The organism is Chryseobacterium ginsenosidimutans, from assembly GCF_024807225.1.
Lineage (GTDB): Bacteria > Bacteroidota > Bacteroidia > Flavobacteriales > Weeksellaceae > Chryseobacterium > Chryseobacterium ginsenosidimutans.
The window spans coordinates 1,584,345-1,607,530 of sequence record NZ_JANUCO010000001.1 but is presented as its reverse complement, the minus strand read 5'-3'; the positions used below and the strand labels follow the sequence as shown (position 1 = coordinate 1,607,530).

Genomic DNA, 23,186 nt, shown 5'->3' with positions numbered 1-23,186 from the left:
AACGGCGTAAAACTTTATTTTAAAGCCAAAAGCGAATCAACATTATGATAAACATTGTTCTGTTCGGCCCTCCAGGAAGTGGAAAAGGAACTCAAGCTCAGAATCTGATCGAGAAATTTAATTTAAAACAAATCTCAACAGGTGACCTTTTCAGATTCAACATGAAAAATGATACTGAACTTGGGAAATTAGCCAAATCTTACATCGATAAAGGAGAATTGGTTCCGGATCAGGTAACGACAGATATGCTGGTTGACGAAATCAGAAAACCGACGGATGCTGCAGGATTTATTTTCGACGGATATCCTAGAACTGCGGTTCAGACGGCAGCGTTAGAAAAAATCGTAAAAGAAGAACTGAATGATGAGATCGATGTTTGTCTTTCATTAATCGTGGAAGATACCATTTTGGTTGAAAGATTACTAAAAAGAGGTGAGATCAGCGGAAGATCTGATGACAGCAATGTTGAGATCATCGAAAACAGAATAAAAGAATACTACGCAAAAACAGCAGAAGTAGCCGAGCTTTACAAACAACAAAACAAATATGTAGAGATTAACGGTGTAGGAGAAATCAACGAGATCTCCGAAAAACTTTTTGCTGAAGTAGAAAAAATTAGTTTATAGTTAATGGTTGATGGTTAATAGAAAATAAAATACCATTAACCAACAACCGACAACTGAAAACTAACAACTAAAAAAATTATGTCAAATTTTGTAGATTACGTAAAGATTCATTGTAAAAGCGGTCATGGAGGTGCAGGTTCTGCCCATCTTCGCCGTGAAAAGTATATTCCTAAAGGTGGTCCTGATGGTGGAGACGGAGGTCGAGGCGGTCATGTTATCATGAAAGGAAATGCACAAGAATGGACTTTACTTCCGCTTCGTTATACCCGTCACGTAAAAGCTGACCGTGGTGAAAGCGGAGCAAAAAACCAGTTAACAGGAGCTTACGGAGCTGATGTTTATATTGAAGTTCCTATCGGAACCATCGCTAAAAATGAAGAAGGAGAAATCATTGGCGAAATCATGGAAGATGGTCAGGAAATCATCCTGATGGAAGGTGGAAAAGGTGGAAAAGGAAATGAGCATTTCAAATCTTCTACCAACCAGACTCCACGTTTTGCACAACCAGGAATGGACGGGCAGGAAGGTTTCGTGGTTTTCGAGCTTAAAATCTTAGCGGATGTAGGTCTTGTCGGTTTCCCGAATGCTGGAAAATCTACTTTGTTGGCATCTGTTTCTGCTGCCAAACCGAAAATTGACAATTATGCATTTACCACTTTAACTCCGAACTTAGGAATTGTAGATTACAGAAATTACAAATCTTTTGTAATGGCAGATATTCCGGGAATTATTGAAGGAGCTGCAGAAGGAAAAGGTCTTGGTCACAGATTCTTAAGACACATCGAAAGAAATTCTATTCTTTTGTTCTTAATTCCTGCTGATTCTGAAAGTCATTTCCAAGAGTTTAAGATTCTGGAAAACGAATTGAAAGAATATAATCCTGAATTACTGGATAAAGATTTCATTGTTTCTATTTCAAAATCCGATCTTGTGGATGATGAACTTAGAAAAGAAATCGCCGCCGAATTCCCTGAAAACAAACAACCTCTGTTTTTCTCAGGAGTCACCGGAGAAGGTCTTGTGGAATTGAAGGATGCCATTTGGAAGCAGCTTCACGGATAAAATATAAGCATTTATCAAAATATATTAAAGTACACTTTTCGTGTACTTTTTTATTATCATAAAAATTAAAAACCATCAAATTTAAAACCATGAAAAAGAACTTTTTATTTGTTCTGTTATTATCAATTTCAACAATTGTAAGTGCACAAGACACTCAAAAACCTGTAAAATCAGATTCGAAAGATTCAAAATTGAGTTTTGGAGTAAAAGGAGGATATTCTTTATCGAATATGAAGTTTTTCGACACCAAATTAGATTCAAAATCTTCTTTCTATGTGGGAATCGTTGCAGAACAACCTATATCTTCCAAAGTGAGCGTACAGGCAGAAGCACTTTATACACAACTTGGTGGAAAAGAATCATATTGGTATGAAGTTGAAAGTGACGACCCTTTATTAAATTCTTTTTCAGGAAATATTGAAACTTATTTCAAATTTACACAAATACAAATTCCTGTTTCTCTTAAATACTATTTTATTCCAAAATTATCGGCATCGATTGGTATGAATTTCGGGATTAATGTTTCTGAAAAAGAAAATACAGACCAGACAATGAATGCAAGGGATTCTCAAAATTATAAAAATATCAAAACATTAAATTTATTTCCATTTTTAGGTGCAGAATATAAGATTACAGATCACTTCTTTGCTGATGCGAGATACCATTTTAATTTTATTGAAGCTAATAAAGGAGCTTTAGAAACCAAAATTGGCTTTTTACAAGCCGGTGTAGGGTATAGGTTTAAATAAATATTCAAAAAAAATAAAAGGAGAAGCAATAATGTTTCTCCTTTCGTTTTACAATTAAAAAATTTTAAATACTATTATTTTATTTCTTAATAAATTTCTCAGTTATTTTCCCTTCTTTTGTTTCTATATTAATAATATAAGATCCTGCCGGAAAGTTTTTCACATCAATTTTATTATCATTTAATATTGTAATAATCTTTTTACCAGAAATATCAAACACCTCTACTCTATTAATTTTCGAATTGGATTTTATATATAAAATATCAGAAGTTGGATTCGGATAGATTTTTATTGAATTGTCATCACCTATTTTTTCTCTTAAATCTAAAGTTAAGGAAACTCTCTTTTGTTCAGTAGGAGTGATAATATCTTTTCTTTCTTGATTTTTGCTATTATTACATGGTTCAATTTTAGCTAAGAAATCAGAACCAAATTTAATAGATGTATTTGGTTTTAACAAAACATAATTATTTGCCTGCAATGTGATCGAATTGTTACTTGCATCTGTAGAATAGTTGTCTAAAGTTATGATATAGTCACTTACTGCATGTATATAATCAACATTAGTTTCAGCATTTTGTAGAATCTTATTTGGAAAACATTCTGGGGTATTTGCGTTTGTTATCAGTAATTGTTGTGGAAGTCCTAAATAAGTTGTCTTTCCTTGCAGATAAATTTCATCTAAATTCAACCCGCTCCCACCATACGTATCAGGATTGGTAATTTTACTTAAATATCCATAAAGTGGGCTACTAATATAAATTTCATTTTTGCTATTCCTCTGAATTCCCCAAAAAGATTTACCAGTATTATAACCATTATAGATAAGATTATATACTACCGATGAGGAGGAGGCCGAAAGATCTACTGCATAAATTCTATTTTGACCTAAATACAATATTTTTCCGTCCTTATTAAATTCTGAAATATATGACTTTTCGGTATAAAAATCTATTGAGTAATGAGAAGTTATTTGTCCTGTAGTATCATTAAAAGACATCACTTTATTTCTGTAAAAATAACTGGCATTAGGAGCCGGCCTCCATAAACTTATTGAAATATAGTTTGTAAATCCACTTCCACTATCAATTTTTGGAGATGCTCTTATTCCAAAATAACTCGTAGGAATAAGCTCTGATAACATATTTACACTACTAACAACCGGAATTGGATTAAAGCCCGCAGCAGTAACTCTGTAACTATATAAATTATTACCATTTGGAACTAAAACCCAAAAAGAAACACCATCTGAATGCATAACGAGTGTGATAGCCTCTGTTTGAAACTGATTTCCATTCTGATCAACAATAGGAATATTTTTATAATTAGTCAATACTTTACCAAGTGGCTGTCCATTTACAATATTTCCTTGTGTCATATCAACAATTGAGTATGCAATAAAGCTACTGGTTGGCTCCGTAAGTGCAGCAGTAAATACATAATATTGTTTAGGATTTGCAGGATTTTTTGCTATTGCCAGTTGCTGTGTTGAATAAGTATGCCCCGTAAGACCCGTCCCATTTTGCATTGGTTGATGCTCCCTTGTCCATATAGTTTCTCCATTGGTATAAAATAAAAGGTTTCCATTACTATCACTGACTGCTCCAGAAGCTTCCTCCGTATACATTTGACTATTTGTAAGTGCTGTAGGAGAAGGGTTAGAAAAATTTACACCTGCATAATTTCCAAAATACCAATTATCATTTTCGCCCTGCGAAAACATAAGTATTGGCAATAATGCCATTATAATTGTTATATAAAACTTTTTCATATTATTCATTTTATATAATTAATTATTTTACTTTTTTCTCAAGAGCTTCTATTCTTTTTTGTTGCTCAATGGTATAAAGTGTAAGTTCTTCAATTTTCTTCAAAAGAAGGATATTCATTTCCTTTAGTTCAATTCCGTTTTTGATGGCTTCTTCTGTTGTAGGAACTTCAGGAAGATGACCATTTTCATTGATGAATTTTTCTACTTTATTCAATGGCATCAATTTATAATCTTTTTCAAAAACATAATCTGCCCAACCGTTACTTGCAGCAATATCTACTTTTACTTTTTCGGTTTTGATACCGTCTTTCACAAAAAGTTTGTACTTTTCACCGTCTGCTGCAATTCCGTCTGCAGGAAGCTGATTGGTAAATTGACCAATTCCAATGGTTCCGTTGTTGCCTATGATCCAGTTGCCTATGTTTAGTTCACTTTCTGGTGTTGCCGAATAAGGATTGATATTGGTTCCTATAAAAACATTATTATTTCCCGATATAATATTTTTTGCATTGGAATAACCTAAATTAATATTATTTGAACCGTTATCTAATGCTCTGAAAGATTCCCCACCTACAGATATGTTTGCATTTCCTGTTTTTAAATATCGTAAAACACTAAGACCTACAGCTGTATTATTGGTACCTGTCGATCCGTAAGCCATTGCATGAGATCCTACAACAGTATTTCCGGTACCGGAAAGAAAAGATTCTAATGCATTTGCTCCTATCGCCACATTATGTGAACCTGATTGCGCCGAAGTCATCGCCCCTGAGCCAAGAGCCGTATTACCATCTCCACTTGATAATATTGACATTACATTACTTCCGATCGCAGTATTACCTGCTCCTGTCGTATTTTGAGTAAAAGCTCCGATTCCAAAAACAGTATTAAGAATACTTGTCGCATTATTCACTCCACCAGCGAAGAATAGATTTTTATCCCAAACCTGACCTGTTGAAGAAAGATTTAAGAATATGAATCTTCCATCAGGATTAATTCTCATCTTCTCCACATTATTTGTTTTAAAAACTAATGGTTGATTGTCAAGAGTTCCTAAAAAATTAGTTGGTGGATTTGTACCTGCATTTCCGGTAAGATTCCATTGAGCGTTTGCTGTAAACCCTATTACAGCACCAATTAAGATGATAGTTTTTTTCATGATTAAAAAGTTATTTTTTTGATTCGAACAAATATAAACTTGGATAAGTAGAGCAATTTTATGTAATTACAGCTTTTTGTTATATTTTTCCTATGCAAGAGATAACTTTTATATATCTGAATTAACTTATTACTTAATTTTGTTTGATCGAAGACCGAAGAACATCACAAATTTTAAATTGTGAAATATTTATAACGTTTTTACATCTTTCTAACTTGAATTACTATTTTTCGCGCAATTCTCAGAAAACAGATTCAAAATATTTTAAATCCGAAAAGTCATATTGTTGAAGAAGTCTTAATTCAATTTATTTGGAAAGTCAGGCTGATTATACTATTAATCCATGAAAATCCAAGCTTAAGATCTATCAAGAGTTATCGTTTGAAATTTTATGTAAGATAACTCACGATTGGAAAAAGATGAAATAAATTATTTCATACAAACCAAAACTTTTTCATTTTGTGCAAATCCACAATATTTATCTCCTTCAAAAGTTCTTACTTCCACCTGAAAACCGGCTTCTCGTAATCTATTTTCCAAACCTTCGACTGAATAAATTCTTACATGATCTTCCTGCCCAAAATGTTTTAATCGCTCTTCATCAGTCACAATAGAATAGTCCTCATAAATTTCACCTTCTTTAAAAGGAGTCTGAATCAGAACTTTTCCATCTTTTTTAAGAACCCTTATCAATTCAGACATTGCTTTTCTATCATCAATGATATGTTCTAAAATATGGTAACAGATAATAAGATCAAAAGTTTCATCTTTACAGTCAATATTTGTAATATCGTAACGATAATCTGCTATAAAGTCATTTCCAAAATCTGTGGCAAAATATTGGATGTCATTTTTCTTTTTCCATTTTTTATATAAAATTCTGAAAGGTGAAAAATCCAGAACGGCAATTCCCGGCTTGAAAAACTCTTCTGTAAGAAGCTGATACAGTCTTCTCGCTCTCGAAATGCTTCCGCAGATGGGACAGATAAGATCTCCATTGTTCAGTTGAGCAAAATTCTTAAGCTTTGTCCCACAAACATTACATTCATGGTTTTTGCCCTTATAAAAAGGAATTAAAAATCTTCTAAATTTTTCTTCATTATTGACAAGAGCTTTTTGAGGAATAATATTCTTAGCAACCGACTTTAGGAAATTGTACATAGTAAATAGTAAATTACAATCCTCAAAATAACAAAAATTTCTCCGAAATACTTTTTCCGAATATTAAATTTTTGTTTAATTCTTTTTTGCCTCTATTTTTGGAACAATTCTTGAGTGACTCCAAACGAAATTTTAAACTATGAAATATTTATTAGCCCTTTGTGCATTTGTCTTTTTGTTTTCATGCAACTCTCAAAAAATGAATTCAAAATACTCTACAATTGAATATGAAGCAGGAGCTTGTTTCGGATCTTGCCCTATTTTCAAAATTACAATCAATCCGGACAGAACAGCTGTACTTGAAGCAGAACATTTTAATTTCTCGAAAGGATTTTCAAAAGGAGAATTCGACAAGCCTCGTGAAGGAACTTTTAAGGGAACAATTAAAGAAGAAGATTACAATAAATTAGTTGCTTTATTGGACGGTTTAGACGTGAAAAATCTGAACGAAAAATACGGTGAAAGAAATGTTACCGATCTTCCGACTTCACATTTAAGAATCAATTTTGCGGACGGAACTTCAAAGCATGTAGAAGATTACGGTAAAAAAGGAACTGAAAAATTAGCTGCAGCCTACAAGTTTTTTGAGGATCTGAGAACGAACCAACAATGGACGAAAGTGAAATAATCTATTTAAAAATATTTAGACTACCTTTGCAAAATATAATTCCTTCCTTTTGAAGGAATTTTTAGTTAATTAAAAAACAATTCAATTTGAATTTCACAGATTTAAACTTAATCGACCCTATTGCAAAGGCAATTCAGGAACAAGGATATACAAACCCAACTCCCATTCAAGAAAGATCAATTCCGGATATTATTAACGGTAGAGATTTTCTGGGATGTGCACAGACAGGAACAGGAAAAACGGCAGCATTTGCTATTCCTATTCTACAGAATCTTTCTAAGAACAAACCTTCAAATAAAAATATAAGAGCCTTAATATTAACGCCTACAAGAGAATTGGCGATTCAAATCGAGGAAAATATTAAAGCGTACGGAAAATTTTTGCCATTAAAACATTTGGTAATTTTCGGAGGTGTAAAACAAGGTAACCAAGAAGCAGCTTTGAAAAAAGGTGTTGATATTTTGGTGGCAACTCCCGGAAGACTTCTAGACTTTATTGCTCAGGGAATCATCAGCCTGAAAAATCTTGAAATTTTCGTTCTTGATGAAGCTGACAGAATGCTTGATATGGGATTTGTACATGATGTGAAAAGAGTCATCAAACTTTTGCCACCAAGAAGACAAACTCTGTTTTTCTCAGCAACAATGCCTTCTGAAATTCAGAAATTGGCAGATTCTATTCTGAATAATCCGGTGAAAGTGGAAGTTACACCCGTTTCATCTACTGCAGAAACGATCAACCAATCGGTATATTTTGTAGAAAGAGACGATAAACTGGATCTTCTTACCCATATTTTAAAAAATGATATTTCAGATTCTGTATTAGTTTTTGCAAGAACGAAACACGGAGCTGACAAAATTGCCAGAAAACTACAGTCAAGCAGCATCTCAACAGAGGCGATTCACGGGAATAAATCTCAGAATGCTCGTCAGAATGCCTTGAGTAACTTTAAATCGGGGAAAACAAGGGTTCTTGTGGCGACAGATATTGCTGCGAGAGGAATTGATATCGACGAATTGAAATATGTCGTTAATTTTGAGCTTTCCGACGTTTCTGAAACCTATGTTCACAGAATCGGAAGAACGGGAAGAGCGGGAGCAGAAGGAAATTCAATTTCTTTTGTTGACGGATTAGATCTATTAAATCTGAAAAACACGGAGAAACTGATCGGAATGAAAATTCCTGTGGAAAAAAATCACCCTTTCCATACAGACAATCTGGTTGTTCAGAAAAGAGATTCTAATAACAAACCTTCTCACTCAGGCGGTGGAAGACCTCAATCGTCAAACTCCAGACCGCAGAACAGCAACAATAAAAAACCTGCCGGTTCAACGTCATCAGCTGGTTTAAAAAAGCCTAAGAATAAGAATTTCACCAGAAAGAAATAAAAATAAGCCTTCCAAATCGGAAGGCTTTTATATTTTAAATTTGAACAAACACTTTCTTTGCATTTTCAGTAGTAATCTTGTCGATTTCCGCAAAATCTTTTCCGTAAATATCAACCAGTTTTCCTAAGACCAAATCAAGGTAAGAACTTTCATTTCTCTTTCCTCTGTACGGAACCGGTGCTAAATAAGGAGAATCTGTTTCCAAAACGATTTTTTCTAATGGGATTTCATTTAAAAACTGATCGATTTTCCCGTTTTTAAACGTCACTACTCCACCAATTCCCAACAAAAAATTCAGATCGATCGCATGTTTTGCCTGTTCGAGATTCCCAGAAAAACAATGGAAAATTCCGCGTAATTTCGGATGTTTTTTTCTTTCCAGTACTTCAAAAGTTTCATCAAAACTTTCTCTTGTATGAATTACAATCGGCAAGTCTTTTTCAATCGCCCAATCGATTTGCTGCTCAAAAGCTTTCACCTGAATATCCAAAGTCGTTTTATCCCAATACAGATCAATTCCGATTTCTCCGATTGCCGGAAAAGCTCTTTGATCAAGGTAATTTTTCACGATTTCCAGTTCATTTTCCCAATTTTCAGGCTTTACATAACAAGGATGCAAACCCATCATTGAGAAAATCTGATCGGGATATTCTGCCTCCAACTGAAGCATTTTTTCGTGAGATTCTGAATCGATGGCAGGAAGATAAAATTCTGTAATTCCTTTATCTAAAGCTCTCTGAATGGCTTCTTTTCTATCTTCATCAAATTCTTCTGCGTATAAATGTGTATGTGTGTCAATCATTTTTCTTAAAATTTTAACAGATCTTCATAAGGATTTTCCAAACCCAGCAATATTCCGAATGCAGGTTCTGTTTTTATCCCTTTCTTCTTTAATTCTATTATTTTTTGCTTAAAATCTTCTCCTTTTTCCTGTACTATTTTGTACTCGGCAATCATGTGACGATAAGCGTTTTGTTCGGTTGTCGGATTATTTTGTCCAAAAATTTCGATGGGAAATTCTTCCAGAATAAAATTTAATGTAATACAATTTTCACCGTTTAAAATTGGATATTCAACTTTAACTTCTGCATCATGAGGAATAAATTTACTGAACATTAAATCATCCAAAAAATCTTCCTCAAATCTAAGATCAACCTCACAAATTATATCCAGATCGCTTCCTTCAATATCAATTTCAATCGGAATTGTTCCGGCTAAAATTGGTGAATAATATTTCAGTTTTTCAAATAAACCATGTTTGGTAAGAACTTGAAAGGCTCTTTTCTGTTTTTCATTTCCGTTCTTCAAATAATCGATGGTAGTAAAATCAATCATTTAAAAATATTTTATGTTTTACTTTTTGTCGCTGAGCTTCGATTTTCTCGTTTAATTTTTCTTTAAACTCAATGTATTTCGGATCTTTTTCGTCATCCGTTCTATGTTCTAAAGCCTTATTAATTTTAAAATTTTCTTTAATAAAACCTTTCGTTTCTTCAGAAAAATAAGCAGTTCCGAATTGATCAAAAATATAATTAACCGCCTGATTATTAGGATGAATCATATCTTCTTTATAAAAACGATAATCCCGCAAATCGTCCATTAAAATCTCATAAATTGGAAGATAGTGACAGTTTTCAAACTGAGGAATAATTTCATGAATTGCCGTGATTAATTTCGACTTACTTAGCTGATTTTCAATCATTCCGTCTTTTGTATGACGAACCGGAGAAACCGTAAACAAAATCTGAACATCATCCTTACAAATATCATCCAAATTTAAAATCGTATTGTAAATAGAATCTGTAAGTTCCTGATGCGTCAACAATCTTTTTTCGAAGAATTTTTGCGGAATTTTGTGACAATTGGCAACCAGTTTTTGCTTGGGAACGAACTCATAAATAAATGACGTTCCGTATGTTACAATAATCCAATTTGAATTTTGAAGAAAAGAGTTTCCTTCTTCCAACTTCGAATTGATTTTATTTAAAGTCTGATGAATGTATCGTGTATCAAAGCTTGTGTGATGATCCAGAGAAATAAATTCGTCATTAAAAGTAATTAATTCCTCTTCATGATAAAACTCGGCATCATGAAGCCTTTTAATGGAATTATTGATAGAAAAAGGGTTAAAAATCGTTCCAAAAGGGTTATGAATACTTTGCAATTGCCCCTGCTGAAACAGATCCGACATTTCGGAAGCAAAACAAGAACCTATTGAAAATATTTTATCCTCAACTTCAATCTTCTTCTGCGATTCTTTTATGGCAACTTCTGTCCTGAATTTCATTATATAGGTATGAGGCTGCAGTTGTAAGGTTGCAGGTAACAACGCTGCGACCTGCGACTTTATAGCTACAATCTGATTAGCTTTCTCTTCTCAATAAATAATTGGCAAGCTCTGCAAACGGCTTTTTCTTATCTTCCGGAATATCTATTTTCTGAAGGTAGCTTTGTCCGATTTCGTTGTGTTTTTCAATTAAACGCAAGGCTTTTTCGTCTACTTTTGTTCTTCTGAAAATCTTCTCAACTCCGTAGACTTTATCGATGTTGTCGGTCTTTTTAGAATACCAGTAATCAAGCTCTTTTCTTTCTTCATCTGTCGCATGTTCTCTCGCCATTAAGTAAAGAACTGTTTTTTTATTTTCGTAAATATCTCCTGCATGTTTCTTACCAAATTGCGCCTGATCTCCGAATACGTCCAAATAATCATCCATAATCTGGAAGGCAATTCCGATATGTTTTCCAAAATTGAAAATCGCTTTTGCATCTTTAAAATTTGCTTTTGCGATCAATGCTCCAATCTCAAATGAAGAAGCGCTTAAAACCCCTGTTTTGTAAGTAATCATTCTGATATAATCATCAAAAGTTACATCTTTCTGAGTTTCAAAATTGATGTCATATTGCTGACCTTCGCATAAAAGCAATCCTGTGTGCGTGAAAATTCTGATACAAGCTTTAAAAGTCTCAGGTTCAAGATCTTCGAAAAACTTGTAAGCCTTTAACATCAATCCGTCTCCGGAAAGAATTCCCACGTTGATCCCGTGTAAAGTATGGATGGTAGGTTTGTTTCTTCTCAAAGGCGCTTCATCCATAATATCATCATGAATCAGCGTAAAATTATGGAAAAACTCGATCGCCAAAGCAGGCTTGATTGCTTCTTTTAAATCACCTCCAAACAAGTCACAAGCCATTAAAACCATGATCGGACGAAGGCGTTTTCCACCGTGAGAAATGATGTAGTTCATCGGCTCATACAGTTCCTCAGGTTTATCTTTAAAAGTATATTTGGTAATGGCATCAGCAACAATCTGTTGGTACTTGTCTAAAAATTCCATAAATTCTAATAGTTTAAGCAAAAATACGATTTTTCGAGGCTTTATAAAACAAAAATCCTCACCGTTTTTATGAAGTGAGGATTCAAAATTTTATGTTTGTGATATTTGTAACTATTTACTTTAAATCTACTTAAATATTAAAGTTTTTTATTTAGTTCGATTGTTTAAGCTTTTCTTTTATTGTTAATTTATTCCCATAACATTTGTCATCCCGTAGGGATCTAAGTTTAGTATTAGAAAAGTTTTGGAAAGATTCTCGCCTAGATCCCTACGGGATGACAAACGTTGTAGATATTTTTCAAATGTTTAAACAGGAGACTACAATTTTAGCCCTGATTGAAGCATTTGTTTGAGCTCATTTTTTTGGGTTTCGGTGCGGTGGCTTTGCCGCCGCACCGAAACCCAAAAAAATAGCGAGTGCGGAAAGCAGGAAATAGCTTCAAATTTTACCAATCTTATAAAACAAAAAAAAACTTTGCCCAAGCGAGCAAAGTTTATATGATAAATTTAAATTTCTATTTTTAAGTTAGAAACATTACTGCAAGATAAGTAAGTCCTGCAACAATTGCTGAAATAGGAATGGTAAGAACCCAAGCCCAAAGAAGACTTACGGTAATTCCCCATCGTACGGCAGAAATTCTTTTCGTTAAACCAACCCCAATGATAGAACCTGTAATCGTGTGTGTCGTAGAAACAGGAATACCAAAGTGATCTGTGATGAACAAGGTAATTGCACCTGCAGTTTCAGCACTTACTCCTTCTAATGAAGTCACTTTCGTGATTTTAGTACCCATTGTCTTGATGATCTTCCAACCACCGCTCATTGTTCCCAATGCAATAGCAATAAAGGAAACCAAAGGAACCCAGATATAATGCTGTGCAAAGTGGTCAAACCTCCCCGCAGCAGGAATATTTAAATATTCAGGATCGTGAAGCATCTGAACGTGATAATAGATCATTGCAGCTCCAATAATACCCATTACTTTCTGTGCATCATTCAAACCGTGTCCTAAACTGAACAAAGCTGAAGAACCCAACTGCAATCTTTTGAAAGATTTATCAGCTTTATGAGGGTTTGATTTTTTATAAAGGTGAACAATTATTAAGGTAATAATAATCGAAATAATCATTCCTATAATCGGTGCCATGAAAATGAATAAGAAGATAGGAATTACTTTATCAAATTTCACAACACTTTGATGACTAACCTGACTGGCTGCAGCTTTAAATGTGTCCCAAAGACCCAAATTCGGCTGAGTTGCAACAACATCATGATAATCTGTCATAAAAGCGTGCATTAATGCTGCTCCAAGGAAACCACCAATTAATGTATGTGAAGAAGAAGAAGGAATCCCAAACCACCATGTTAAAAGGTTCCAAGCGATTGCCGCAATAAGACCTGAAAATATAACTTCTAGGGTGATAAAATTCTCATTAACTGTTTTGGCAATTGTATTACCAATTTTGAATTCTCCAATAATGTAAGCAGCGATAAAGAAAGCCGCAAAGTTCCAAAGTGCTGCCCAAAGTACAGCCTGGAATGGAGTTAAAACTTTTGTAGAAACAATAGTCGCAATTGAGTTGGCTGCATCATGAAAACCATTAATGTAATCAAAAATCAAAGCCAGCGCAATAATAACTATAAGTAAAATCGGAAATTCCATTTGTTAATTATAATTATTAATTAAGCGTATTTAATCATGATGTTCTCAATCGTATTGGCAACATCTTCTGCTTTGTCAGTTACTATTTCAAGATAATTAAGTACAGATGAAATTTTGATAATGTTGATTGCATCGTTTGTTTCGAACAATTCTACCATTGAATTTGAAAGCAAATCGTCTGCGATATTTTCAATTGAGTTTACTTTGATACAAGCTTCTTTTACCTGCTCCATGTTTTTGAAACCTTTAAGGTTTTTCATAGCATTCTGAATTTCAAGACATGCTTTGTGGATCAATAAAGAGAAATCTGAGTATGCCTTCATTTCAGGCGACTTGTATAAGAAGATATATTTTGTAGAAGCGTAGATATAATCTGCGATATCGTCTAATCCTGTTGCAAGCGTGTGGATGTCTTCCCTGTCGAAAGGAGTAATGAAATTCTTACCCAGTTCAATGAAAATCTCATGCGTAAGCTCATCATTTTTATGTTCGTAATCGCTCATCTTTTTCAACATGGAATCGTCGTTAAGATCGAAATCTTTAATCCCGTGGTTGAATTCCTCAGACATTGCTACAAGGTTTTCAGTTACTTTTTCGAAAAGTACAAAGAAGATTTTATCTTTGGGTTGAAAAGCGTGGAAAATATTACCAATTCCCATTTTTAAGTTTTTATAATTTCGTGCAAATTTCTTAAAAAAGAGCCTTACCAAAAAGCATATGACGTTAAGTTTTGTTAACATTGAATTAACCTATGCTTTTAAAATAAAAAAGCCGGCTTAAAAGCCGGCTTATATACTTGATAATGAGTTTAGTTAGCTTCTTCAGCTCTCATATCTTTTCCTCTGAATTTCATTGTAGAAATGTTGCTCAAAAGATCTCCTTTGAATGATTTCTCGATCTCAAAGAAAGAAAACTTCTCTAAAATTTCAATATCTCCAATTTCTGCTCTTTTTTTGCTTTTACTGTTTGAGGTAGCTTTGTTGATAATATCCAAAACATCAAGTTTTTTCAATTGATCTTTTTTACCAAGATTGAAGAAGAATCTTACCATATCTTCGTTCTTTCTTCTTGGTTTTGCACTACGCTCTCTTCTGTCTCCGCTTCTTTCGTTTCTCTCTCCTCTCTCGCGGTCTCTTCCTCTACCATCACGGTCTCTACCTCTGTCACGATCTCTACCGCCTCTGTCATCGTCACGGCTGCTTAGTTTCATGTCTACAAGGTCTTGTTTGTCTTTGTAGAACAACGCAAGATCTTTAAGCTGGAACTGAAGTAGCTTGTGTACCAATTCTTCTTTTGTAAAGGCAGATAAATCTGGAATTAATGAATCATCAAATTCAAAGAAGTCTTGATGTACTTCGAATAAACTTTCAAAAACACCACCAACCTGAGCTTTCACGATATCTTCTCCCGTAGGAATTCTCGCTTCGTTGATCTCAATTTTGGTAACAGATTTTATTTGTTTTAGTTTTCTGCTTTCTTCAGGTTTAATTAAAGAAATAGAAATACCGTCTTTTCCTGCTCTACCCGTTCTTCCACTTCTGTGAACGAATACTTCCGGATCATCAGGTAAAGAGTAATGTACAACGTGCGTCAAAGAATCCACATCCAGTCCTCTTGCTGCAACGTCTGTCGCTACAAGGATATCGATGTTTTTCAGTCTGAATTTCTTCATTACCGTATCTCTCTGAGCCTGAGACAAATCACCGTGAAGAGCATCTGCTGCATACCCATTCTGCATCAAGAAATCGGCAACTTCCTGAGTTTCCATTCTTGTTCTACAGAAGATAATAGAATACTGATTCGGGTTGGAATCAATTAATCTCTTAAGCGCTTCTTTTTTATGACGGTAACCTGCCACATAATATTCATGCTTAATGTTCTTCTTAACCTCGTTAATAGAACCTACAGAAATTCTGTGCGGTTTTGTCAGGTAGTTTTTCGTAATTCTCTCCACTTCTTTACTCATCGTTGCCGAGAATAAGAAAGTTTGTTTTGTTTCAGGAGTTTCACTTAAAATTGTTTCCAATTCGTCTTTGAAACCCATTGAAAGCATCTCATCTGCTTCATCCAAAACCAACCATCGAATTTCTGAAAAGTCCAGAGCTTTTCTGTTAATAAGGTCGATCACTCTACCCGGAGTTCCCACAATGATTTGCGGTTTGTCCTTAAGAGACCTCATTTGATCCATAATACTGCTTCCACCATAAACTGCTGTAGTTTTGATGTCTCTCATGTACTTAGAATAGTTTTTAATGTCTTTTGTAATCTGAAGACATAATTCTCGAGTCGGGCAAAGCACCAAAAATTGGATTTTGCGACTCGTTGCGTCAATCATATCCAAAATCGGAAGCGAAAACGCTGCTGTTTTGCCTGTCCCCGTCTGCGCAAGTGCGATCAAGTCGCGAATATCTGTAAGAATGAAAGGGATAGTCTGTTTTTGGATTTCTGTCGGGCTTTCGTAACCCAGTTCGCCAATGGCCTTAAGGATGTCAGGACTTAAATTGGTCTCCGTAAATAAATTCATTAAATATTTTAAAATTTTTGCAAAGATACAACAAATATTTGGATTTCGTTTTATATAATATTACGGATATAATAATTTTATTTTGTAAAACCATAATCATTTTCAAATTTCAACAGAAAAAACGTAATTTTTTTATTTTTAATTTAATGATTGTTCAAAAACAATCTCATTTATCAAATTTTGCAGTTTTAATACTTAAAATTATGAATTGTCAAAAAAACAACCGCAATTTGATTTGTAAGCAGAATTATTTAAATTTGATTTAAAATAAAAATATGTCTGCAACTGTTTCTCCGAAAGTTTTTGATTTTCTAAAAAAGCTAACCACGAACAACAACCGCGAATGGTTCAACGAAAACAAAAGCCTTTATACCGATTCTCAGGAAAATATAGTTGCGTTTCTTGGAGATTTGCTTATCGAAATGTCTGAATTTGATGAAGAATTAAGAAAAATTGATGCTAAAAAATCATTGTTCAGAATTTATCGCGACACGAGATTTTCAAAAGACAAAATCCCATACAAAACCAATTTCGGAGCATCGCTGGGAATGGGAAAAGGAAGCCAGAAAGGCGGTTATTATCTTCATATGGAACCCGGAAAATCGTTCATCGCAGGAGGAATTTACATGCCTGAATCTTCTGTTTTAAAAGAATTAAGAAAAGAGATTTCGTTGTATGGAGAAGATTTTCTTACAATTTTAAATCATAAAGATTTCAAGAAACACTTTCCGGAGCTTGATCAGGATGATAAGCTTAAAAAAATTCCGCAAGGGTTTGAAAAAGAAGATCCGATGGGAGAATATTTAAAACTGAAAAATTTCATCGTCATTTATTACCTGAAAGACGAAGAAATTCTGGATAAAAATGCGGTGAAAAATCTGACAAAAATTTTCAAATTAATGAAACCTTTGAACGACTTTCTGAATGCACCGTTTATTTAAACCCATAAATCCCTAAACAAAGGACATAAATAAATATTTCACCGAAAAATTAATTTTACATTTCTGATTGATAATCAAACCATTAGAATTAGTTAAATTTAACATGAGTTTAACATTTTTGCTTATATTTGCTTCTTGTCAAAAAAGTAAGAATGTCGCTGTACCAAAAAATCGCCGAAAAGCTACAATATATCACCCCAGGTTTTTATAAAAAAAGATATTTTAAGAGCTTAAATAACCTTAATAAAGATAATTTCTCTGCAAGAAATGTAGAACCTGAATTGGTCTGGATTAAAGATTTTTTGCCTAAAAATGCTGTTATTCTGGATATTGGTGCAAATGTAGGAACTTTTTTATACCAACTTCAAAATCGGCTGAATCATGAAAATATTTATGCTTTTGAACCCAACAAAAAATTGTACAGACGTCTGAAAAGGCTTTTTCCTACCATGACAGTTCTTCCTTTGGCGCTTTCTGATGAGAATACAACTGCAGAATTCAAAGTTCCTGTGATCAACGGAAAAATAGTGGCATCGAGAGGAACACTTAACACCGATTTCAAAGAAAATGGCGAGGAAAAAAGCTATACAGAAAAGGTAAAAGTAATAAAACTCGACGATTGGGCTGCAATTGAACATTTTAACAAGCTGGATTTCATCAAGATAGATGTTGAAGGAAACGAAATGAAAACATTGCAGGGAGCAAAACAAATCATCAAACAATTCGCACCGACTTTGATGGTCGAAATGGAACAGAGACACCATGAAACACCCATCTGGAAAGAAATTTCTGAAGTTGAATCTTGGGGATACGACGCAAAATATTTAAACAGACACAATTTCGAGCTTGAAAAATTAACGGAAGAAATACTATTAAAAAATACAAACGACGAAAAAAATAAAACGGAATACATTAACAACGTTATTTTTATTCCAAAAAACTAATAAAAAAGTCATGAGCGTAGTAGCAAGGCAAGGATTCAAATACTCTATCATTGGCTATATTGGCTTTTTATTGGGCACCTTTTCGATTTTTATTTTCACAAATAATCTTGAGTTTTACGGAACATTAAGATACATCATGCCCACTGCCGAAATGCTCGTGCCCTTCGTAGTTTTCGGGATTTCTTATTCTAATGTAAAATTTTTTAATCGAGTAGATCAAGATGGGAAAAGGCAAAATATGCTTTCGCTTTCATTGGCTGCCGTTCTTATCAATTTTATTTTGTTTTTGGCTGTTTTTTTCCTGCTTCCCTATATTTTTCCGGGATTCAAAAATATGAAAGCCTGGAAAATCAAAGAAGTTATCCTTCCTCTTACTTTAATGCTTTCATTCTGTGCTATTTTCAATAAATATATTTCAAATTACAAAAGAATTGTTGTTTCAAATATTTTCGATAATCTCTTCCCGAAAATCGCTAACCTAGGCGCTTTTCTGATCTTCATATTTCTGGTTTCACACTACACAGAAGCCTCACCAATACCCGAAAAAGCAGCATTGATGTTTTTCTTTGGGATGTTTTTCCTAATGTTTGTCGGATATATTTTCTACACCAATAAACTGGAAAAGATTACACTGGATTTCAGTACAGACTATTTTAAAAAAGATAAACTTTATAAAGAATTTGCGGCTTACAGTTTTTTTGGCTTTCTAGGAACTTTCGGTAATTATCTCGCGATCAATAGTTTCATGATTGGGGAATTTCTGGGAATGGAAGAAAACGGAATCTATTCTATATTGTATGCATTGATTTCTTTAATTTCTATTCCGCAATTGGGTTTATTCAATATTTCTGCACCGATTATCAGTAAAAATCTTGCTGATGGTGATATGGAAGGATTAGATAAATTCCACAAAAAAACCTCATTGACGCTCTATTTTCTGGGAGCTGTTTTGTTTTCCTGCATCATGGTCGGATTTCCTTATCTGACTTATTTTATGCCGAAAAGCGGAGTTATGCTGAGAGAATATGAACCTGTGATATGGATTTGGGGATCAGCTGTTTTGGTAGATTTGGCAACCGGATTCAACGGAAACATCATTTCGCTTTCAAAGTATTACAAATTCAATATTATAGTGATGCTTTTATTGGCAGGACTAACAATTAGTTTAAATTTTTATTTCCTAAAAAATACAGACTTAAAACTGATCGGAATTGCTTTATCCACCGCGATTTCTCTTACAACCTACAACGTGATTAAAATTGCTTTCAATTACTTTATGTTCAAGGTTTCGCCTTTAAGTATTGAGATGATTTTCGTTTCCATAATCTGTACTTTAGCGATTACTGTAGCGATTGTTTTACCGAATTTCGACAATAATTTCATCAATTTAATGTACAAACCTGCCGTAGTTTCTGATCTTGATTTTTATTGGGAATTATTTCACCAAAGTCTTCCCGCTTGAAGATTATCTGAACAAAAATTTTATTAAAAGTATTTTTAAATTTAAGTAGAAATCAAGCTGTTTAACATGAGTTTGAGATAAGATTGGCTGAAATATTTTGTTGATATATTTTATTTTAAACGCAACGTCCACAAAGTTCTATTCATAACTCATTTTATTTTTCCGGTCGCAAAGGCACTCTGTTCAGCAAAGGCTGATTGCGATTTTAGCTGAGTGAAACGCCCTTGCGAACGAAAATATTTTCAAGTTTAATTAAAAAAGCTTCGCGATCCTAGCGTTTAAAAGATATTTGAGATTTTCTTATTTTGAAATGAGGTTATTTAAAACGTTTTCCAGATTTTTCTGAACCGATTTTTTGTTATACTTTTCCTGGAAGTCAAAATCACTGTTTTTAAGCTGTTTAAATTGCTCAATGATATTTTTTTGTTCAGGAACAATAAACTCCAATACGGACGAATAATTTTCAGGGAAAACGGCTAATTTCCCAAACTTAATGGCGTCGCCTAAGTTTCCCGTCATTTTTGTTTTACCATAAATTTCTTTTTGGCTAAAAAAATCTATTTCCTGCTGAATCGGACACCACAAAATGTCGGCTTTTTCCATCCAGAATTCAAAATCGGTTGCTGAAACTCTTTCCGGAAAATATTTAATACTGATATTTTGAGGTAAATTTTTAGATAATTTTTCCAAATGTTCCAGTTCGTTACCTTTTGCTCTTCCAAGAAATACAAATGTAAATTTTTCGTCAGTTTTTAAACTTTCAATGATTTTAAAAACATGATTATAATCTCTTCTTTGTTGAGAAACTCCACCCGGAATAACGATAATTGAACCGTTATTTGATTCTTTTTTGTAGTTTTTAGTATAAAAAACAGGCAAAAACTTCAATTTACCAGAAGCAAATCCTTCATCCAAAACCAAAATATTTTTCGCTTTCTGATACACTTTTGGCGAATAAAATAAACCTTCTTTCCACCACAATTTTAGTCTGTAAATAACATCTCCTTTGAAGATATTTTTAATCAGATCCCATTTTGAAGTATGGATGAAATTAAGATTATGAACAATAACCGCTGTATTATATTTCTCCGTAATTGCCTGAAAAGTATTAAAATAGCGATGAACAGTCCCGATAATAATCAGGTCATACTTCTTCGTTTTCAAGTGATCCAAAATCATTGAGCTGTCGCAAATAAAGACCGACTCTCCTCTCGCCACCTGACTTTTGATTTTTTCAGAGAAATAATAATCCACGGAAAACTCTTGCGAATCGTCCATTATATCCATAAAAGACAACGCAACTTCCGCATGATGATTATCTATTTCGATGTAGGCAATTTTCTTCAACTGATAATTTTTAGCAAATATAAAACTCCGAAATCAAATGGGAAACCACTTTTTCTTAAAGGCTTTCCAGCGTTTATCGTTAATGATTTTCTGTTCGTCTTTTGATATTTTTAATTCTAATTTTTGAGAACGGCATTTTTCGTAAGATGTAATAATTTTAAAGAAAAAAGAAACCGATTTGCTTTTCATAGCTTCTTTTGAAGATGCGATGTAGGCTAAAAATCTGTTTAACCCTAAAAAATAAAAGTATCTCCCGTAATAATCTGCAGGTTTTATCGTATAATCTGCGCCTTTTACTTTGAGTAATTTTACGTGTAATTCAGGGAGTACAATTTCTTTCCAGCCCAAATTTTCAAGCAGAATAGAATCGATATTATCCCAACCCAATGTTTCGCGCAAACCGCCCATTTCAAGAAAACTTTCCTTCCGGTATGCTTTCATCGGACCTCGAACGTGATGTTTATTAGAATTTCCTTCATACACCCAATTCCCTTCTTTTTCAACATATAAAAGCCCGCCAATTAAGCCATAATTGGGGTTATTTTGAAAAGATTCTTCAATGGTTTTCAGATAATTTTCAGACAAAATAATATCTGCATCGAACTTACAAATGATTTCAAACTCATTAATATTTTGAGTGTTTAAGCCATTTTTAAAAGCATTAACTACTTTTGAACCCGGTTGATGCGCCGATTTTTCAAGATTAACAGTTTCAAACCGTGAATCGTTATCTGTATATTTTTTGATGACTTCGGGAGTTTTATCCGTCGATCCGTCGTTGACAACCACAACTTTGAAATCCTTATAACTTTGCTGTTGTAAAGAATCCAGAGTGAATGAAAGATTATTTTCCTCGTTATGTGCAGGAATTATGATTAAAAACCTCACTTTTTAATTATAAATGATGAATGATGAATGATGAATGATAATCTGCAGGTTAAAATTTTAACCTACAGATTATCACTTATCGTTTATTTTATTTGTTATGGGGTTTGAGCATGTTTTTAGGATCAAGAATTTCGTCTAATCTTTCCTGAGAAAGAAGCTCTTTTTCCAATACTAAATTATAAACACTTTTCCCTGTTTCCAACGCTTCTTTTGCAATTGCCGTTGATTGTTTGTAACCAATATATGGGTTCAGAGCTGTTACAATTCCGATGCTGTGTTTTACCATGTTTAAACAAACGTCTCTGTTCGCCGTGATTCCGACAATACATTTTTCACGAAGCGTGTCCAGCGCATTACCCAGGAAGTGAATATTTTCCATAATGGCATGAGAAAGTACAGGTTCCATTACGTTTAACTGTAATTGTCCGGCTTCTGCAGCGAAAGTCACTGTCAAATCATTTCCGAACACTTTAAAACAAACCTGATTCACCACTTCCGGAATTACAGGATTCACTTTTCCCGGCATAATTGACGATCCCGGCTGCATTGGTGGCAAATTTATTTCGGAAAGTCCGGCTCTTGGTCCTGAAGAAAGTAATCGTAAATCATTACAAATTTTCGATAATTTTACGGCAAGACGCTTCATTGCTGAAGAATAAATGACGTAAGAACCTGTATCCGGTGTTGCTTCAACCAAATTCGGTGCAGAAATTACAGGAAAACCTGTTAATTGAGCCAAATTTTTCGCACACAATGTCGCATATCCAACCGGAGCATTGATTCCCGTTCCGATGGCGGTTGCGCCCATATTTACTTCTACGAAAAGATTGGCGTTGTTATTTAATTTAGAAATATCTTCTTCCAAAGTGGCTGCAAATGCTTCAAACTCCTGTCCCATCGTCATAGGAACCGCGTCCTGAAGCTGCGTTCGTCCCATTTTGATTACATCCTGAAACTCCTCTCCTTTTGCCCTAAAAGCACCAACGATTTTCTCAAGTTTTTCAACCAGAGCGTCGTTCATCTGAAGCAATCCCATTTTAATTGCCGTAGGATAAGCATCATTTGTAGATTGAGAAAGGTTGATATGATCGTTTGGCGAACAGAATTCGTATTCCCCTTTATTTTTACCTAATTTTTCTAAAACTCTGTTGGCAATTACCTCATTCGCATTCATATTGATCGAAGTTCCCGCTCCTCCCTGAATCATATCCACCGGAAACTGCTCGTGAAGTTCGCCATTAACTAATTCATCACAAACTTCAGCGATTTTAAAGTATAAATTTTCATCAAGTAAACCCAATTCGTAATTGGTTTTTGCAGCAGCTTTTTTTACGAAAGCCAAGCCTTTGATGAATTCGGGATACGAAGATAAAAGTTGTCCCGAAATTTTGAAATTGTTGATCGCTCTCTGCGTCTGTACTCCATAATAAGCATTTACCGGAACGTCTAATTCACCCAATAAATCACTCTCTTTTCTGAAATTTTCCATACAGGTTTTTTAAGTATTTTAAAGCTCTAAATATAAGCAAAAACGCAC

The 23,186-nt window shown here is 34.0% G+C and carries 20 protein-coding genes and 1 pseudogene; 8 read left to right on the top strand and 13 right to left on the bottom strand.

The window, feature by feature from the left end:
* Positions 1-44: 44 nt before the first annotated feature.
* The 3 genes from J3D55_RS07750 to J3D55_RS07740 all read left to right on the top strand — a co-directional run bounded on the left by J3D55_RS07750 (position 45) and on the right by J3D55_RS07740 (position 2,437).
* A complete protein-coding gene (locus J3D55_RS07750; protein WP_259130123.1) occupies positions 45-626 on the top strand; it encodes an adenylate kinase in 582 nt (193 codons plus the stop codon).
* Positions 627-704: 78 nt separating this feature from the next.
* On the top strand, positions 705-1,688 hold the full coding sequence (obgE, locus tag J3D55_RS07745; RefSeq protein ID WP_259130120.1) for a GTPase ObgE: 984 nt from the start codon (positions 705-707) through the stop codon (positions 1,686-1,688).
* Between the two features lie 89 nt (positions 1,689-1,777).
* Complete coding sequence (locus tag J3D55_RS07740; RefSeq protein WP_259130118.1) at positions 1,778-2,437, top strand: porin family protein; 660 nt, start codon at positions 1,778-1,780, stop codon at positions 2,435-2,437.
* Between the two features lie 79 nt (positions 2,438-2,516).
* Here J3D55_RS07740 and J3D55_RS07735 read toward each other — a convergent pair whose 3' ends face one another.
* The 3 genes from J3D55_RS07735 to J3D55_RS07725 form a co-directional block, all read right to left on the bottom strand.
* The gene (locus J3D55_RS07735) at positions 2,517-4,208 is read right to left on the bottom strand and encodes a T9SS type A sorting domain-containing protein (RefSeq protein WP_259130116.1); all 1,692 of its coding nucleotides are present in this window, start codon (positions 4,206-4,208) and stop codon (positions 2,517-2,519) included.
* Positions 4,209-4,230: 22 nt separating this feature from the next.
* Positions 4,231-5,367, bottom strand: coding sequence for an autotransporter outer membrane beta-barrel domain-containing protein (locus J3D55_RS07730; protein ID WP_259130114.1), 1,137 nt, complete (start codon positions 5,365-5,367; stop codon positions 4,231-4,233).
* 429 nt (positions 5,368-5,796) lie between these two features.
* On the bottom strand, positions 5,797-6,528 hold the full coding sequence (locus J3D55_RS07725; protein ID WP_259130111.1) for a class I SAM-dependent methyltransferase: 732 nt from the start codon (positions 6,526-6,528) through the stop codon (positions 5,797-5,799).
* A 199-nt stretch (positions 6,529-6,727) separates the two neighbouring features.
* Here J3D55_RS07725 and J3D55_RS07720 point away from each other — a divergent pair, with 199 nt between their 5' ends.
* Positions 6,728-7,156 (top strand): DUF6438 domain-containing protein, encoded by a 429-nt coding sequence (locus J3D55_RS07720; protein WP_259130110.1) that lies wholly within the window; start codon positions 6,728-6,730, stop codon positions 7,154-7,156.
* Positions 7,157-7,242: 86 nt separating this feature from the next.
* Positions 7,243-8,544 (top strand): DEAD/DEAH box helicase, encoded by a 1,302-nt coding sequence (locus tag J3D55_RS07715; protein WP_259130108.1) that lies wholly within the window; start codon positions 7,243-7,245, stop codon positions 8,542-8,544.
* Between the two features lie 34 nt (positions 8,545-8,578).
* Here the strand turns inward: J3D55_RS07715 and J3D55_RS07710 are convergent, their stop codons facing one another.
* From J3D55_RS07710 to J3D55_RS07680, 7 genes are all read right to left on the bottom strand, one after another.
* Positions 8,579-9,346, bottom strand: coding sequence for a TatD family hydrolase (locus J3D55_RS07710; RefSeq protein ID WP_259130106.1), 768 nt, complete (start codon positions 9,344-9,346; stop codon positions 8,579-8,581).
* Between the two features lie 5 nt (positions 9,347-9,351).
* The gene (locus J3D55_RS07705; protein WP_259130104.1) at positions 9,352-9,879 is read right to left on the bottom strand and encodes a DUF4269 domain-containing protein; all 528 of its coding nucleotides are present in this window, start codon (positions 9,877-9,879) and stop codon (positions 9,352-9,354) included.
* On the bottom strand, positions 9,872-10,831 hold the full coding sequence (locus J3D55_RS07700; RefSeq protein WP_259130102.1) for a GSCFA domain-containing protein: 960 nt from the start codon (positions 10,829-10,831) through the stop codon (positions 9,872-9,874). The genes J3D55_RS07705 and J3D55_RS07700 overlap by 8 nt, the downstream gene beginning before the upstream one ends.
* Positions 10,832-10,907: 76 nt before the next feature.
* Complete coding sequence (locus J3D55_RS07695; protein WP_259130100.1) at positions 10,908-11,879, bottom strand: polyprenyl synthetase family protein; 972 nt, start codon at positions 11,877-11,879, stop codon at positions 10,908-10,910.
* 521 nt (positions 11,880-12,400) lie between these two features.
* A complete protein-coding gene (locus J3D55_RS07690; protein ID WP_259130098.1) occupies positions 12,401-13,543 on the bottom strand; it encodes an inorganic phosphate transporter in 1,143 nt (380 codons plus the stop codon).
* Positions 13,544-13,563: 20 nt separating this feature from the next.
* On the bottom strand, positions 13,564-14,202 hold the full coding sequence (locus tag J3D55_RS07685) for a DUF47 domain-containing protein (protein ID WP_259130095.1): 639 nt from the start codon (positions 14,200-14,202) through the stop codon (positions 13,564-13,566).
* A gap of 149 nt (positions 14,203-14,351) precedes the next feature.
* On the bottom strand, positions 14,352-16,067 hold the full coding sequence (locus J3D55_RS07680) for a DEAD/DEAH box helicase (protein WP_259130094.1): 1,716 nt from the start codon (positions 16,065-16,067) through the stop codon (positions 14,352-14,354).
* A gap of 275 nt (positions 16,068-16,342) precedes the next feature.
* Here J3D55_RS07680 and J3D55_RS07675 point away from each other — a divergent pair, with 275 nt between their 5' ends.
* The 3 genes and pseudogenes from J3D55_RS07675 (at position 16,343) to J3D55_RS07665 (ending at position 19,463) form a co-directional block, all read left to right on the top strand.
* On the top strand, positions 16,343-17,008 hold the full coding sequence (locus J3D55_RS07675) for a DUF2461 domain-containing protein (RefSeq protein ID WP_259130093.1): 666 nt from the start codon (positions 16,343-16,345) through the stop codon (positions 17,006-17,008).
* A 152-nt stretch (positions 17,009-17,160) separates the two neighbouring features.
* Positions 17,161-17,952: an FkbM family methyltransferase gene (locus J3D55_RS07670; RefSeq protein WP_259130091.1), complete on the top strand. Its 792-nt coding sequence runs from the start codon at positions 17,161-17,163 to the stop codon at positions 17,950-17,952.
* A 10-nt stretch (positions 17,953-17,962) separates the two neighbouring features.
* Positions 17,963-19,463: pseudogene (locus J3D55_RS07665) on the top strand (lipopolysaccharide biosynthesis protein).
* A gap of 251 nt (positions 19,464-19,714) precedes the next feature.
* Here J3D55_RS07665 and J3D55_RS07660 read toward each other — a convergent pair.
* The 3 genes from J3D55_RS07660 to aspA form a co-directional block, all read right to left on the bottom strand.
* Positions 19,715-20,761, bottom strand: coding sequence for a hypothetical protein (locus J3D55_RS07660; protein ID WP_259130089.1), 1,047 nt, complete (start codon positions 20,759-20,761; stop codon positions 19,715-19,717).
* Positions 20,762-20,794: 33 nt separating this feature from the next.
* Positions 20,795-21,649, bottom strand: a complete 855-nt coding sequence (locus J3D55_RS07655; RefSeq protein ID WP_259130086.1) for a glycosyltransferase family 2 protein — start codon at positions 21,647-21,649, stop codon at positions 20,795-20,797.
* An 88-nt stretch (positions 21,650-21,737) separates the two neighbouring features.
* Complete coding sequence (gene aspA / locus J3D55_RS07650; RefSeq protein WP_259130062.1) at positions 21,738-23,138, bottom strand: aspartate ammonia-lyase; 1,401 nt, start codon at positions 23,136-23,138, stop codon at positions 21,738-21,740.
* Positions 23,139-23,186: the final 48 nt, after the last annotated feature.